Annotated in this window: 20 protein-coding genes; all 20 read left to right on the top strand. The window is 37.8% G+C overall.

Annotated features, from left to right (window positions below):
* Window positions 1-306: 306 nt before the first annotated feature.
* The 20 genes from ACXAF2_RS15410 (at window position 307) to ACXAF2_RS15315 (ending at window position 15,521) form a co-directional block, all read left to right on the top strand.
* Complete coding sequence (locus ACXAF2_RS15410) at window positions 307-1,419, top strand: ABC transporter substrate-binding protein (RefSeq protein WP_475139942.1); 1,113 nt, start codon at window positions 307-309, stop codon at window positions 1,417-1,419.
* Entirely contained in the window at window positions 1,409-2,242 is an 834-nt protein-coding gene (locus tag ACXAF2_RS15405; RefSeq protein ID WP_475139941.1) for an alkaline phosphatase family protein, read from the top strand. The genes ACXAF2_RS15410 and ACXAF2_RS15405 overlap by 11 nt, the downstream gene beginning before the upstream one ends.
* A 90-nt stretch (window positions 2,243-2,332) precedes the next feature.
* Window positions 2,333-3,187, top strand: coding sequence for an ABC transporter permease (locus ACXAF2_RS15400; RefSeq protein ID WP_475139940.1), 855 nt, complete (start codon window positions 2,333-2,335; stop codon window positions 3,185-3,187).
* A complete protein-coding gene (locus tag ACXAF2_RS15395) occupies window positions 3,184-4,059 on the top strand; it encodes an ABC transporter permease (RefSeq protein WP_475139938.1) in 876 nt (291 codons plus the stop codon). Before ACXAF2_RS15400 ends, ACXAF2_RS15395 begins: the two co-directional genes overlap by 4 nt.
* The gene (locus ACXAF2_RS15390) at window positions 4,056-5,069 is read left to right on the top strand and encodes an ABC transporter ATP-binding protein (RefSeq protein ID WP_475139937.1); all 1,014 of its coding nucleotides are present in this window, start codon (window positions 4,056-4,058) and stop codon (window positions 5,067-5,069) included. Before ACXAF2_RS15395 ends, ACXAF2_RS15390 begins: the two co-directional genes overlap by 4 nt.
* A gap of 24 nt (window positions 5,070-5,093) precedes the next feature.
* Complete coding sequence (locus tag ACXAF2_RS15385; RefSeq protein ID WP_475139936.1) at window positions 5,094-5,876, top strand: DeoR/GlpR family DNA-binding transcription regulator; 783 nt, start codon at window positions 5,094-5,096, stop codon at window positions 5,874-5,876.
* A 63-nt stretch (window positions 5,877-5,939) separates the two neighbouring features.
* A complete protein-coding gene (locus ACXAF2_RS15380) occupies window positions 5,940-6,812 on the top strand; it encodes a Cof-type HAD-IIB family hydrolase (RefSeq protein WP_475139934.1) in 873 nt (290 codons plus the stop codon).
* Window positions 6,813-6,842: 30 nt separating this feature from the next.
* Complete coding sequence (locus tag ACXAF2_RS15375) at window positions 6,843-7,172, top strand: DMT family transporter (RefSeq protein ID WP_475139933.1); 330 nt, start codon at window positions 6,843-6,845, stop codon at window positions 7,170-7,172.
* A gap of 40 nt (window positions 7,173-7,212) precedes the next feature.
* Window positions 7,213-7,533, top strand: coding sequence for a DMT family transporter (locus ACXAF2_RS15370; protein WP_475139932.1), 321 nt, complete (start codon window positions 7,213-7,215; stop codon window positions 7,531-7,533).
* 24 nt (window positions 7,534-7,557) lie between these two features.
* Window positions 7,558-8,898 carry a D-serine ammonia-lyase gene (locus ACXAF2_RS15365; protein WP_475139930.1) on the top strand — a complete coding sequence of 447 codons (1,341 nt, stop codon included), beginning with the start codon at window positions 7,558-7,560 and terminating at the stop codon, window positions 8,896-8,898.
* Window positions 8,899-9,177: 279 nt separating this feature from the next.
* The gene (locus ACXAF2_RS15360) at window positions 9,178-9,489 is read left to right on the top strand and encodes a hypothetical protein (protein ID WP_475139929.1); all 312 of its coding nucleotides are present in this window, start codon (window positions 9,178-9,180) and stop codon (window positions 9,487-9,489) included.
* Window positions 9,490-9,603: 114 nt separating this feature from the next.
* A complete protein-coding gene (locus tag ACXAF2_RS15355; RefSeq protein WP_475139928.1) occupies window positions 9,604-10,176 on the top strand; it encodes a histidine phosphatase family protein in 573 nt (190 codons plus the stop codon).
* A gap of 48 nt (window positions 10,177-10,224) precedes the next feature.
* A complete protein-coding gene (locus ACXAF2_RS15350) occupies window positions 10,225-10,731 on the top strand; it encodes a nucleoside deaminase (protein WP_475139926.1) in 507 nt (168 codons plus the stop codon).
* Window positions 10,732-10,861: 130 nt separating this feature from the next.
* Entirely contained in the window at window positions 10,862-11,839 is a 978-nt protein-coding gene (locus ACXAF2_RS15345; RefSeq protein WP_475139924.1) for an MBL fold metallo-hydrolase, read from the top strand.
* A 19-nt stretch (window positions 11,840-11,858) separates the two neighbouring features.
* Window positions 11,859-12,362 (top strand): DinB family protein, encoded by a 504-nt coding sequence (locus ACXAF2_RS15340; protein ID WP_475139922.1) that lies wholly within the window; start codon window positions 11,859-11,861, stop codon window positions 12,360-12,362.
* A gap of 13 nt (window positions 12,363-12,375) precedes the next feature.
* Window positions 12,376-12,747, top strand: a complete 372-nt coding sequence (locus ACXAF2_RS15335; RefSeq protein ID WP_475139920.1) for a VOC family protein — start codon at window positions 12,376-12,378, stop codon at window positions 12,745-12,747.
* Between the two features lie 68 nt (window positions 12,748-12,815).
* Window positions 12,816-13,571 (top strand): aminoglycoside phosphotransferase family protein, encoded by a 756-nt coding sequence (locus ACXAF2_RS15330; RefSeq protein ID WP_475139918.1) that lies wholly within the window; start codon window positions 12,816-12,818, stop codon window positions 13,569-13,571.
* Window positions 13,572-13,645: 74 nt separating this feature from the next.
* Window positions 13,646-14,014, top strand: coding sequence for a YciI family protein (locus ACXAF2_RS15325; protein WP_475139916.1), 369 nt, complete (start codon window positions 13,646-13,648; stop codon window positions 14,012-14,014).
* Window position 14,015: 1 nt separating this feature from the next.
* Window positions 14,016-14,609 (top strand): dienelactone hydrolase family protein, encoded by a 594-nt coding sequence (locus ACXAF2_RS15320; RefSeq protein ID WP_475139914.1) that lies wholly within the window; start codon window positions 14,016-14,018, stop codon window positions 14,607-14,609.
* A 222-nt stretch (window positions 14,610-14,831) separates the two neighbouring features.
* Window positions 14,832-15,521 (top strand): MBL fold metallo-hydrolase, encoded by a 690-nt coding sequence (locus ACXAF2_RS15315; RefSeq protein ID WP_475139912.1) that lies wholly within the window; start codon window positions 14,832-14,834, stop codon window positions 15,519-15,521.
* Window positions 15,522-15,613: the final 92 nt, after the last annotated feature.

Raw genomic sequence — 15,613 nt, 5'->3', positions numbered from 1 at the left:
ATATTAAATAATATGGTGTTATTTCCATTTTCAGTATTTAAACTATCCAGCTCTTTTATGATTTACGTTTATGTAGTTCTTTGAAGACTGATTTTAATCCAATACTTCCTGAATTGAGATGCTACTGTTTCTCCAATGTTAGAGGGTTTTCAACTCTTCCCAAATGCTTCATTTATCTATCCGGCCCTTCTGATTTACAATATCTTAATATTTGATTAATGTGGAGTTAATATTGTCGGATTATGCTGAAACAGTAATAAACAGTAATGAATATTAAGAAATCCACATTAATTGGAGGAATTATTAATGACATTCACATTTAAGAAAAAGGGTTACAAATCTATTCAAGCGATAGTGTTAGGTGTAAGTGTATTAGGACTGGCTGCTTGTGGAGAGAACAAAGAAAAAGCTGCTCCAGTTATAAGTGATACAACATCATTAACTCTCAAAGAGATCGAGACAAAAGCAATAGAAGAAGGAGAAATTAATAGTGTCGGTATGCCTGATTCATGGGCTAACTGGGTTGAAACGTGGACAGAGGTTACAGATAAATACACATTAGATCACAGTGATACAGATTTATCCAGTGCCGAAGAGATTGCTAAAATGGAATCTGAAAAAGAAAATGCGACTGCTGATATCGGTGATGTTGGGATTGCCTTTGGGCCAATCGCGGAACAGAAGAAATTGACGATTCCTTATAAAACTTCCTATTGGGACGAGGTACCTGAATGGGCAAAAGATGATAACGGGGATTGGGTTGTTGGTTACCAAGGAACGATTGCATTCTTATCGAATAAAGAGTTAGTTGAAAATCCGCCTAAATCATGGGATGACATCTTAAACGGCGATTATAAAGTAACAGTTGGCGATGTACAACGTGGTGCACAGAACCAAATGGCTGTTCTTGCTGCAGCGATGGCTTACGGCGGTAATGAAACAAACCTTCAGCCGGGAATTGATTTTTTTACTAAGCTTGCTAAGCAAGGTCGTCTAAGCTTAACAGATGCGAAACCAGCTAATATCGAAAAAGGGGAAGTGGAGGTTGCCTTAGTATGGGACTTCAATGCTCTTGGTTATGCTGAACAAATCAATCGTGATCAATTTGATGTGAGCATTCCAAGTGAGGGTTCAGTAGTGAGCGGCTACGCAACCATTATTAATAAATATGCAAAGCATCCTCATGCAGCCATGGCGACTAGAGAATTTATCTTAAGTGATGAAGGACAAATCAACTTGGCTAAAGGATTTGCCCGTCCAATTCGTGACGTGGAACTTCCAAAAGAAGTAGCTGAAAAAATGGTTCCAGAAGAACAGTACAAAAATGCAAAACCTATAGAAGACTACAAAGCTTGGGAGGAAACGGTTAAAACGTTGACACAGGTTTGGCAGGAAGAGGTGTTAGTGCATGTCAAATAAGGTAATCGCTATTGTTGTGGATGGTATGAGATACGATAAAGCATGTGAGGCTTTAGGATATCTTCAGCATTTAGTTGAAACGAATCAGGCTTCACTTTACAAAGTGAAGTCGGAGCTTCCCAGTCTTTCCCGTCCATTATATGAAGTGTTGTTAACAGGTACTCCCGCATCAATGAACGGCATTACGTCCAATCAAGTGGTCCAGCTATCTACCGAGAAAAGTCTCTTTCATCTGACGAAAGAGAATGGTTTAAGAAACGGATCGGTATCGTATTACTGGGTAAGCGAGCTTTATAATCGTGCTCCATTCCATTTTATTGAAGACCGTGAGCAAGAGGATCCATCCAAGCCAATTCAATACGGGAAATTTTATTGGGATGATGACTATCCAGACAGTCATGTGCTCATGGATGCAGAAGCTTTGCGCAGAAAGTATGACCCGCACTTTTTATATATCCATCCCCTTGGTGTCGATGTAAAAGGAGAAATCTATGGTTCAGAATCAAAAGAATATCGTGAACAGATCTTGAAAATGGGAAGCATTTTGGCTCAGCTTCTGCCAATTTGGATGAAAGAAGGCTACCATATTTTAATTACTTCTGATCATGGGATGAGTGAAACTGGCAATCATGGTGGCATTACTGATGGTGAACGTGATGTACCACTCTTCATGATCAGTCCAAAAGTTGAGCCAGGTGTTTATAGTGAAGTGGTTCCGCAGTTGGCTTTTGCTCCGCTCGTTTGTGAACTTTTAAATATCGAGCCATCCAATAAAATGATTTCCTATCAATTGCCAGGGATTAAAGGGAAAATGACGATTTAGATCATCAGAATGAACTATCAACCGGAATTGGTTTAACATTCGGTTAAACCAATTCCCATATTGATAGAGAAAATAGAGGAGCGAGTAGTCTTGCCAAAATTAAAAAAACAAAAAATTTACTTATTAGCTCTTTTACTGCCATTTATTTTGTTTGTCATTGGTTTTGAAATCGGACCATTAGCCGCAATGATTAAAAATAGCCTTTATGGAGACGATGGAATTCAAGTTACGATTCATCAATATTTAACCATTTTTAAAAGTGAATTTTATTTGCAAGCCATTCAAAATAGCCTTGTTATTTCATTAATATCAGCCGTGATTTCTGTGATAATAGCGGTAATTGCAGCTTATTCCATTACAAAGTTCTCTCAAAATATACAAAATCGGCTGTTAATGGTTACAAATATGACTTCGAATTTTGAGGGAATCCCCCTTTCATTTTCATACATTATTTTACTTGGAAACAACGGATTGTTTACCTTGCTTTTTTCTAAAATGGGATTGAATGTGTTTGCGGATTTTAATTTATATTCCTGGACAGGCCTCATTCTTGTGTATATTTATTTTCAAATTCCGCTTGCTGTTATGCTCATCTACCCATCATATCAAGGGATTAAAAAACAATGGAAAGAGGCTTCATCCTTATTAGGAGGGTCAACCTATTCTTTTTGGCTTCGTATTGGGATTCCTGTTCTGCTACCTAGTATTGTAGGTACATTCAGTATTTTGTTTGCCAATGCGATGGGAGCTTATGCTACAGCCTATGCATTGGTCGGAAGTAACTATAACTTGTTGTCGTTGCAAATTGCCTCCTTGGTAGCAAGTGACGTAGCATTAAATCCACAGCTGGGCAGTGCGATGGGAGTTCTTTTAGCAGCGACGATGGTAGGTGCGTTGTGGTTCAATGAACGAATGATGCGCCGCATAAGGAGGGATTTGCGATGAAATCTTCTTTCTCTTTTCATAAAGTAGTCGTTGGGCTTTTAGTCATCTATTTATTAATTCCGCTTATAGGGACATTCTTGTTCTCGATCGCAGGTAAATGGGATCATACTATTTTACCTGAGAGTTATACAATGAAATGGTATATTGAATTATTTCAAGATGAACGGTTTTATGATGCTTTTCAACGAACGCTGTTTTTAATTGTGATGACAGTAGGTCTTAGTATAGTTATCATGCTTCCGACGATCTTTATCATTACAGTATATTTCAGTAAATGGGAACGATTGCTTCAGGCAGCCGCAATGCTTCCATATGGAATACCTCCCATTGTTGGAGCTGTAGGATTAATCAAGTTATATTCAAATAGCCCGTTTCCAATTGCCGGAACACCTTGGATACTAATTGGCGCATACTTCATTACGATTTTGCCATTTATGTATCAAGGTATTCGCAACAGTCTTCGAACGCTCAATGCTGTACAACTCTTTGATGCAGCCGAATTACTCGGTGCCACAAAGTTTCAAGCGTTTCGTACAGTCGTGTTCCCAAATATTATCTCTGGTATTTTAGTATCTACTTTATTATCAGTCTCATTATTGTTTAGTGAATTTGCTCTGGCTAATTTGCTTGTTGGAGGCAGATTTGAAACTCTGCAAATTTATCTTGCAGATAAACTGAACAGCAGTGGTCACTTAACAAGTGCAATTGTTATTACGTATTATTCAGTGATTTTGATCATAACGGGGGCTGTACTAAAACTTACTTTTAAAAACGAAAAGAATTCCGGAGTATCAAAAAAGAACATCGTCCATTCGCTTTTTAAAAAACAAAGCCGTGATAAAAAAATTACAGTAGAAGGTGAAAACTCATGAGCTATGTAACCATCGATCAAGTAAATAAGAAGTATGACAATCAAGATGTTTTAAACGATATTTCTATTACCTTAAACAAAGGGGAATTTGCTACTTTGCTTGGGCAGAGCGGGTGCGGAAAGAGCACATTGCTGCGGTCGATTGCAGGACTTGAAGATGTTGATGCAGGAAATATCTTAATTGATGGAAAAGACATTACCAACTTAGCTCCCCGTCAGCGCGAAGTGGGCATGGTGTTTCAATCTTATGCCCTTTTCCCGAATTTAACTGTTTTTGATAATATCGCCTATGGACTTAAAATGAAAAAGGTGAAAAATAGTAAGTCAAAAGTGGAAAAGATGATTGAGATGGTAGATTTAGCAGGAAAAGAAGCATCATACCCCCATCAATTATCCGGTGGACAGCAGCAGAGAGTTGCTCTGGCTCGCGCCCTTGTGATGGAGCCAAAAGTATTGCTTTTAGATGAACCGCTAAGCGCGTTGGATGCAAAAATTAGAAAAAGTTTACAAAAAGAATTAAAGAGAATCCAAAAGGAATTAAATATTACTACCATTTTTGTTACACATGATCAGGAAGAAGCAATGACAATGTCTGATCGAATTTATGTAATGAATAAAGGAAATGTCGTACAATCCGGTTCTCCAACTGAAATATATACCTCTCCTGTCAATACATTTGTGGCAAATTTCATTGGGAATTATAATGTCTTTAAAATGGAAACGTTCAGCAAACTCGTTCGCAGCACGGAATTAAAAGGGGATGAAGTTGCCTTTCGACCTGAAGTGTTAAAACTCCTCCCGATGGGTGAAGAGAGCCTGGATTTAGAAGAAAATTGGCGACTTCCTGGAGTTATTAAAGATGTCTCTATGAAAGGCAATGTATTAAGATATGAAGTCGAATCAAAAAACTCTACGTTCCATGTAGATGATCTTCACCACCGAGGAGCAATGTTTGACCAAGGAACACATATTCAACTTATGTTACCTAAGAAAGAATGCCTTATTCTATAAAAAGTTTTACTAGGAGGATGAGAGATGTCCGTTTTGCCTGAAGAAAGAAAAAATGAAATAGTAAGAGAACTAAAGAAAACTGGAAAAGTAAAAGTCATGGAATTAGTTGAGCAATTTCAGGTTTCTGAAGAAACGATTCGTCGCGATTTGATGATCTTAGAGGAAAAAGGATTATTAAAAAGGGTTTACGGTGGAGCGATCCATGCCGTCTCTCCATCGGAGGAACCGCCCTTTTTCCAACGTACTACTGTGAATCAGGAAGCGAAAGTGAAGGTTGGCAAAAAAGCTGTGGATCTCATTTCTGATGGAGATGTAATTGCCATTGATGTAGGAACGACCATGCTCGAATTTGCGAAGCAGATTGAAAAGAAAAAGGATATTACCATTATCACTAATTCTCTTCCTGTCTCAACCGTGTTGACGGATTCTCTCAATCAAAATCTGTTCACAGGTCAAGTTTTATTGCTTGGCGGGCAAATTGATCCTAAGCACCAATCGATTTCCGGAAGTCTTACAGAACGAATGCTGGATCAGTTTATTATCGATAAAGCGTTCATTTCAGCGGGCGGTTTTTCTCTCCAAAATGGAGTTAGTAATTATCATTTACATGAAACATTGGTTTCACGCAAAATGGTTGAAGTGTCTAAGCAAGTCATATTACTAACAGATTCCTCTAAAATTGGTGTGGATACTTTTTGTAAAGTTTCTCCTTTAGAAAAAATCGATGTGGTTGTCTGCGAGCAGACATTTCCAGAGGAATGGAATGACCATCCGCAATTAAAGAAAATAAATTGGATTGTAGCATAATCCATTGCCTCTCTTAGAAGCGGAAAAAAATCATAGTTTACTTTAGAAAAGGAGTATTATTTTATGAGTTTTATTGCGATCGATTTAGATGGAACATTATTGAACGACCAGAACGAAATTAGCGAAGAAAATATTAAGGCGATTCACTCTGCTCAAGAAAACGGTATTGAAATCGTGATCTCAACAGGTCGGGCGTATTTTGATGTTCAAACCATTTGTGAAAAAGCCGGGATTTCTCCGTTTGTCATCGGGACGAATGGAGCAACCATTCATGGGAAAAATGGGGAATGCCTTTCTTCTATTACACTATCAAATAATTGTGCCCAATCGATTCTCCAATGGCTGGATGAGCGGAATTATTACTACGAGGTGTTCACGGATAAAGCGATTTATGCTCTAACAAAAGGAAGACAGCAATTCTATGATGAGATACAAAGCTTGAAAAATACAGATTCGGGTTTGGATATGGCAAAATTAGCAACAGAAGCAGAAAGACAATTTGATCAATTTGGATATGTACTCGTTGAAAGCTACCAGGAAATTCTGGGTCAAGGGGAAGAGTTCAATAATATCTTAGCCTGTTCTTTTGATCAAATGAAATTAGAGGAAGCATGGAACCAATTTAATACGTTTGATGAGTTAATGGTTGTTTCGTCTGCCGATCATAATATTGAAATTACGAATAAAAGAGCTTCAAAAGGAATGGCTCTTGAAAAATTGTCGTTCATGCAAAATGGCGACTTAGATCAGGCAATGGCCATCGGAGACAGTAACAATGATCTATCCATGTTCGAAAAAGTTGGGTGCAGTGTGGCAATGGGAAATGCGAAAGATGAGATAAAAGCGGTTTGTACAACGACAACCCTTACGAACGTTGAGAATGGTGTAGCTCATGCAATCAATCGATATATTGAGAGCTTCGCTGTTGCAAAATAGGCGGCCATGTCGGAAGGAGAGAACAAGTCTATGGCATGGACCTATTTGATCATGGCAGGGCTTTTAGAAATTGTCTGGGTGATAGGCCTTAAATATTCACATGGATTTACCATCCTGATCCCTAGTGTTATAACGGTAGCGTTAATACTCTTAAGTTTTTTTCTGCTTTCAAAATCGTTTTATTCGATTGCTTTAGGAACTGGCTACGCCATTTTTACTGGATTAGGCACGGTGGGGACAGTTGTAGTAGGGGTGCTTTTTTGGGAAGAAACTATTCATCTATGGAAAGTATTTTTTGTCGCGTTAATGATCACAGGAATCATTGGTCTAAAAATAAGCCAGGCGGAAGCTGAAGCATAAGAGGAAATGAAGGATAGGTAAAGGGTTAGGAGTTGATTTAATGGATTGGTTGTTTCTTCTTATTGCCGGATTTGCCGAGATTGGAAGTGTGATCAGCATGAAGTGTGCAGATGGTTTTAAAAAATGGCGCTCAACGATCAGTTGTCTTGTTTGCGGAAGTATAAGCTTTTATTTTCTTTCTTTGTCAATAACATCGCTTCCAGTTGGGACTGCTTATGCAATATGGACCGGCATTGGCGCTGTCGGAAGTGTGATAGCCGGCATGATCTTCTTTAATGAACCTAGAAGTTTAAGATCAACCATATGGATAATATGTATTATTGCAGGGGCTGTGGGTGTTAAACTAACTTCAGGACATTAAGATTCCTTTTGGAGGCGAAGAGAGATGAAAACAATTCAAGGTTGGATAAAGGAATATCCATTAATAGGCGAGTTAGTCGCTTTAAAGGAAGTATTGTGGACAAATCCAAAAATGGAACCATTTCAAACAGGAGTTAATAAACTTCCCCTTAATGAAAATGATGTGAAAGATGCAGAGAATAGGCTGAAGCGTTTTGCTCCATACATCGCAAAGGTTTTTCCAGAGACAAGGGAACTAAGTGGGATAATTGAATCTCCTATTGTCTCCATTCCGGCGATGCGTCAAAAATTGTCACAGATGTATGAACAACCATTAGAAGGGGAATTTTTGTTGAAATGTGACAGCCACCTTCCGATATCAGGCTCCATTAAAGCCCGCGGCGGCATTTACGAAGTGTTAAAACACGCAGAAACATTGGCCATTCAACACGGTTTACTATCAGAAGAGGATGATTATACGATCCTTGATAGCGAGAAATTGAGAAACCTCTTTTCAGAATACTCCATTGCGGTCGGTTCTACAGGCAATCTAGGTTTAAGTATAGGGATTATGAGTGCTAAATTAGGTTTTAACGTAACGGTCCACATGTCTGCTGATGCAAAAAAATGGAAGAAAGACCTCCTTAAAAGCAAAGGAGTAACGGTAATTGAATATAACGAAGATTACAGCAAAGCTGTCGAAGAGGGGCGCAAACAGGCTGATAATGATTCGAGTTGCTACTTCATTGATGACGAAAACTCTCACGATTTATTTTTAGGATATGCAGTCGCAGCCTTTCGATTAAAGGAACAGTTAGAAGAACTAAATATAACCGTGGATAAAAACCATCCGCTATTTGTTTACCTTCCATGCGGAGTAGGCGGAGGACCGGGTGGAGTCGCGTTTGGGTTGAAATTAATATTTCAAGATGCAGTACATTGCTTCTTTGCAGAGCCTACACATTCTCCATGTATGCTGCTCGGACTCGTAACGGGGCTTCATGATAAAGTTTCAGTCCAAGACTTTGGAATTGACAACATCACATCAGCTGACGGCCTTGCCGTTGGTAGACCATCAGGATTCGTTGGTCAAACCATTGAACCTTTATTAAGCGGAAGCTATACGGTAAGTGATCATGAATTATTTAAACTATTAAGCGCATTGGCCGATACAGAGAATATTCGCCTTGAGCCTTCCGCATTGGCTGGGGTAATAGGTCCAATAAAGTTATTGACTGAGAAACAAGGGAAAGAATATATAGAAAATCATCATTTAAAAGATCAAATGAAACATGCTACCCATCTCATGTGGGCAACAGGTGGAAGTATGGTTCCGATCGAAATAATGGACGAATATTATAAAAGAGGAGCCCAACTATTATTCTAAAAGAAACAGAACCTATCTCCATGAACACTCCTCTGTTCTTGATAACCCCATGGATCAAGTGATGATAGTCCCTTTTCAACTATGAGATATTTGCTCCGCAATCGTAAGCTTATCCAAACCAAGGATAGGCTTATTTTTTTAAAAAAATTCTTGAGTATGGTGCATAATTTTGAAATAATTGGTAGTGTATTTGGTTTGTATATATCTTCCATGCGGTTTGTGGAAACTAGTTCATTGAGTTATACGCCAATAAACAATAAGGAAAAGGGGATTGTATACATGTTTGGTTTACTTAATCTCGGAAGCCTATTACTTGGGCTCATTGCCTGGATACTCCCGGTTCTTAATTTAACCCGGGATAAGAATCAGAATAAAAATTGGGTTGTTCTTTCTATGATGAGTATCTGTGCTTGCGGTATTTCACTATGCTTCCAGATCTTTTATACCTACTATAAAGTAACGGTTGAGGATTGGAGTGCCCTCATGGACACCATGTATGCCGTCGCTTATGTCTCGGCGATTCTTCTCACTGTTACGATCATACTGAATGTCATCACTCTGAACGTTTATCGTGGAAGAACAGTAGAGTAAGGTAAGTGCTTTCATTGCCATGGCCTGACCCGAATATGCAGCTTAAACTTTGTCGGGGTTCAGGCCATGTTATAACCATGTTATCAATCGAACCTTAGTGGAGGTAAATACAAGATGAGTACGTTTGTTTATATGGTGAGGCACGGTGAGTCACCAAAGGAAGGAAACGAAAGATCAAGAGGGCTAACTCCAAAAGGTCATTTGGATGCTAAACGGGTAACTGACATATTGAAAGATGAGAAGATTGACGCAGTTGTTTCAAGCCCCTATAGACGTTCAATCTTAACGATTGAAAAGGTAGCTGAACAAATAGGTCAAGAAGTTATCGTGCATGAAGATTTAAAAGAGAGGATCTTTTCTTCTGAAGATAATCGAGTTTCTGATAAGGAATTGATTCCACTGTTGGAGAAGTCGTTCGGGGAATCAAATTTCGCTTTAGAAGGAGCAGAATCAAATGCTGACTGTCAAAAAAGGGCTGTTAACGTTTTAAATGAACTATTAGAAACATTTAAAGATAAACATATCGTAATCGGATCTCATGGGGCTGTTATGACATTGATGATGGGATATTTCAATCGTAGGTATGACTTGGATTTTTTACATAGCACGTCCAAACCTGATATTTATAGGATGGAGTTTATAGAAAAGGAATTGGTGGATGTTCGTAGGTTGTGGGGTAGAAATTGAACCGAAAGTAGCCATTGTTCTTTTTTATATAGGGAGAGAAATACGGCCATGAAAAAAGATCGATATTTTTTAGAGTTGGCTCTTGAAGAAGCAGAAAAAGCATTGAATGAGAATACATATCCTGTTGGGGCAGTTATAGTGGATGAAAATCAGAACATCATTTCAAAAGGGCGAAATAGAGTACATTCTCACCAAGATGCGACTGCCCACGCTGAAATTGACACTATCCGTAATGCCGGCAAATCAATATTTAAAGCGAAAGTCAACCGTGAGAAGTTTACAATATACACTTCATTGGAACCTTGTCCAATGTGCACGGGAGGAATACTGTTTGCCAATATAAAAAAAGTAGTTTGGTTACTAAACGATGATTTAGGTTTTGGCGGTTATAAAAAAATCAACGATACCAAACTATTTGAAAAGAAATTTCATGAAATTGAAGCAATTGAAGAACCTTATGGTGACTTGAAACAGAAGCAAATGCAACTCATGAGTAAATGGTTAACAAATCCTAATCATGTTACGAACTTACGAAAAGCTAATATTCCAGAATAAGGGGCTTATCCGCAATAGGGTAAGCTTCTTTTTTTATGGGAATTAGTTATTGAGTTTCGATCAGTGATTTGAAATAATTGGAATTAAGTAATAGTGTCGACAACCATTATAGTTCCTGAGGGTGAGAACAGTGAAAAAGAGAATAAAAGACACGGATTATTTTAGGTTATATGTCTTAAGTGACGGAGTCTATGCAGCTATCGCAAAGCCGGGCAAAGGTGCGTGGAGTAATGCCGGTATCGTTGACTTGGGTGAGAATTTACTGGTGTTCGATTCACTTGCCACTCCTTCCGCTGGGTATGAGTTGAGGAAGCAGGCTGAAGAGCTGACAGGGAAAAAAGTGAAGTACCTGATCAACAGTCATTATCACGGAGATCATGTATTTGGAAATCAAGCATTTTTAGATACAACGATTATTTCCACATCTCTAACAAGGAAATGGTTTGAAGAGAAAAATATAATAGTAGATTTGAAGACAGAAATAGAAGAAACGGAAGACTATTTAAACAAACTGGAAAAACAAATTGAATTAGCTACAGATAGAGTCATGAATGCCAGTCTCACCAATCAATATAAAGAAATGGCAGCCATTCTAAGAGACTTACCTACTATGAAGCTCGTGCTCCCGAACGTTCTGTTTGAAGAGAAGATGGTGATTGAAGGTTCAAAAAGAAAGGTAGAATTGCACTGTTTTGGAGGAGGCCATACCCCCAGTGACACATTTCTGTACCTACCCCAAGAGAAGGTTGGGTTCTTGGGTGATCTGGTCACCGTTGATTTGCATGTACCGATTGATGATCCGGAAGAATTTTGTGCCATTCTAAAAAAGGTGAAGCTACTGGATATTGAGACTGTCGTGCCTGGTCACGGATCTCCAGGGGGGAATGAATTGGTTTGTACTCTGGAGAAGTATCTTTCCTTTTTGATTGAAAAAACGAAAGAAGCAGTGGAAAATGGTGTGCCATTTGAAGTCTTTGTTTCTAACCTAGAAATACCAGACGAATATGCCAAATGGAAAGGTGTTAATGGAATTAGAGGTAACCTGACTAAAGTGTACGCATTTTATGGGGGGAATAGATGCAGCAATAGTAATAAACATTTTTCTTAAACGGAAAGGAAGTATGTATATGAATGATATGAAACTGCTTATTACTTTCAAAGGTGACCTTAACAATTATTCATTAGAACAGCTAAGATATATTTCGGAAGAAGGGGTGTGGTCGATTGGCCAGATGTATGACCATTTAATCGTTGTTGCCCATGAGTATCTTGATCGAATGGAAGAATGTGCTGCTTTGAAAGAGGAACAACCCTTTGGGAAAACCCAGTTTGGAGAGCAATTATTTGAGAAAGGAGGGTTTCCACCTATCAAAATAAGGTTACCAGATGAACTAAATGCTCCACCAAATAATTCAGACAGCAAAGAAGAACTCATTAACAGGATGGAACAATTAATTCAACGATTGACTCATTGGGAAACGAAAGTGGATGATATTCACCCGGAAAATAAAGTTGAACATGGAGGATTCGGCTGGCTGAATGCAAAGGAATGGTATGATTTGGTCGGAATGCATTTCCGTCATCATGTACGTCAAAAAGATGAGTTGGAAAGTTACTTAGTATCTAAATGAAGGAGAGAAGAGTATGAGTAAATCATTCATTGAACAAGTACATTATATTAGAATTCCTGTAAAAGATTTAGAACTGTCTGCACAATGGTATAGAGATATATTAGGCTTCCAGTTAGTAAACATTACTGAGGAACTTGCGGTTATAAAAGTAAATGAAGGACCTTTCTTACTTATCTTAGTTCCTACTGAAGATGAAACCTTTGCTCATTTTACAATTGATCATGAACCAGAGTTTAGCATTGGCTTTACAAGTCCGGAATTATCTAAATTTCATCAACACTTAATGGATCATCAAGTTAAGGTCGAGGCTATAAAAGAAGATAATGGTCATGCCTTTTTCCACTTTTATGACCCAAATGGTAATAAACTTCAAGTACATTGGTAAGATTAGACCAGCTTCATGAATGGGGCTGATGGTGGATCTTTTTAAAAAAGTAAAAGGAGTGAAAAACAATGAATTTAGGAACTCCTATTGCTATGGGAAATACAGCAAAAGTATATCTTTATCAAAATAAGATTCTCAAAGTTTTTAATGATTCATTACCTGATAAAGAATCCACTAATGAAGCTTATAAGCAAAAGTATGCTTATTCGTGTGGGCTCTCTGTGCCGAAAATAATTGATGTAACCAAAATAGATGGTAAACAGGTCATCATAATGGAGCACATAAAAGGGAGAACGGTAGGGGATTTTCTAACAGATAACATGGAAAAAGCGGAATATTATATGAACATTTCTGTTGATATACAAATGAAAATTCATAAGGTCAAAGCGGATTCGATTGAACCGATGGCTGAAAAATTAACTAGACAAGTAGAAAATGCACCAGGATTGGATAGTAAACTTAAATCTACCTTAATTAAAAAACTAGATTCAATGACCTTCGACGAAAAACTCTGTCATGGGGATTTTCATTTATTCAACTTAATTATGTCAGATCCTAACGTCACCATTATCGACTGGGTTGATTCTAGTGCAGGGGATATACGTGCTGATGTATATCGAACGTATCTTTTGTATTCCCAGTTTTCAGTGGAATTGGCTGAAATGTATATTCGCCTTTACTGTGAGAAAAGCGGTCTGTCTAAAGATGAAATTTTTCAATGGGCGCCCATTATCGCTGCGGCAAGGTTGTCAGAGTGTGTGTCATCAGAAAAAACAGAGCGTCTTTTGGATATTGTTCATCAGTATTGTCCTTTTTTTATATAAAAGGATAGGTCTTGAAGATAAAGGTTTGTTCTATTAATACATAGTTGTCTCACCAAAAGAAGGAGGAAATATCCATGCTGTTTATGATGATTGTCAAAGCCTCGAAAAATTCGGAAGCCGGAAATCTTCCGAACCCTGAGCTCATGGAAGCCATGACAAAGTACAATGAGGAATTAGTGAAGGCAGGCGTGCGGGTTATGGCAAAAGGACTTCATCCAAGTTCAAGTGGGATTCGCCTTTCGTATCCGGAAGCTGAGGGAAAGCCGGTGGTTACGGAAGGACCATTTACGGACTCGAATGATCTAGTTGCCGGGTTCTTTCTGATTGATGTGAAGTCGAGGGAAGAAGCCATCGAGTGGGCCATGCGGATGCCGGACCCACAAGGACATGGGGAAGGTCAGGTTGAATTGCGTCAGGTATTTAAGGCACCGGAGCAGGAATGAAATGATTTCAATACATCATCAATCCGATACTCTACTGATTGTCCTACACGAAATTTATGGAATTAACCAACATATACAGGGCTTTTGTGAACGATTATCAAGACAAAGGTTTGACGTGATTTGTCCTAACTTTTTAGAACGAAATACATCTTTTCATTATTCAGAAGAAAAAGATGCTTATCATCATTTTATGGAAAACGTTGGATTCACTGATCCTTTATACAAAATAAAAGATATTATTTCTGAGGTTAAAGGTGAGTATCAACGAATATTTATCGTTGGATTTAGTGTGGGGGCAACTATTGCCTGGTTGTGTAGTGAAGAAGAACACATTAATGGGATCGTTGGATACTATGGTTCCCGTATTAGAAATTATGTAGAAATAACACCAAAATGTCCTACAAAGCTATTTTTTCCGCAAGAAGAACAATCTTTCAATGTCGACGAGTTGATCTCAACCTTGCATATAAAGAATATCGATGTACATAAATTTAATGGAAAACACGGATTTAGTGACCCGTACTCTCCTAATTACAATGAATTATCTGCACAAAAAGCATTTAGTGAAATGATAGAGTTTATTATGAGACATTAATGGTGAAACCAAACGCAATGGGCTTATCCGTCATAAGATAAGCTTCTTTTTTATGGAAAATAATGATTGTGTTTATCATTTGGATTTGAAATAATTGGTATGAATCTAGAGGCGGGTTATGGAAGATATCGGACTAAAGATCTGACTGACTAGGGGAAGACTTATGAATGATAAAACACCAGAAGGATCATTCAGAATAGATTGCTCAGAGAAGGAGAAAAAATGAAGATAATAGAACTACCCATTGAATTTGAATTCAATGGACATAAAAATTATATTTATCCCAGTTTAATTGTATTGAATAATGAACTAACTTTGGTCGATACAGGGTACTCAAATTTCTTACCTTTAATCGAAAATGAAATTTTGAAAAATGGCTATGAAATGAAGCGCTTAAAGAATATTATCATTACTCACTATGATGATGATCATATAGGTTCCTTATATGAATTCAAAGAAAAGTATCCTTGGATAAAGATTACAGCTAGTGAAATTGAATCAAAATACATTAGCGGTGAAACGAAGTCAGAGAGATTGCTTCAAGCCGAAGAAATGGTAGAAAATATGCCAGAAGAAGAAATGGAATTTGGTAAGTGGTTTATTCATCAATTAAAGAATTTGAAGCATGTTTCAATTGATGAAAAGGTACATGATGGTGATATGATTTTGGATAACCAATGTAGAGTAGTAGCAACACCGGGACATACTTCAGGTCACATTTCATTATATTTTCCAAGTTTAAAAAGTGTCATCTCAGGCGATGCATCTGTTAAGGAGAATCATGAATTAGTCATTGCTAATCCCCACTTTTGTTTAAATGTCGAACAAGCAGAACAGTCTTTGACCAAGATTAAAAATCTTAAAGCTGAAAATTACTATTGCTATCATGGTGGGAAATTCACTTTATCATGATCTCTACATCCAAGCCAAGTTTTACCTTCTTGTATACTACATTAGATCTTCAAAAACCTTAGGCGTATGTTTAAAAAGTTACTGAAATAAAT

This window comes from Rossellomorea sp. ABR4_004 (assembly GCF_056159585.1).
Note: the sequence above shows the minus strand (reverse complement) of the source record. Positions and strands in the feature narration are given on the sequence as shown.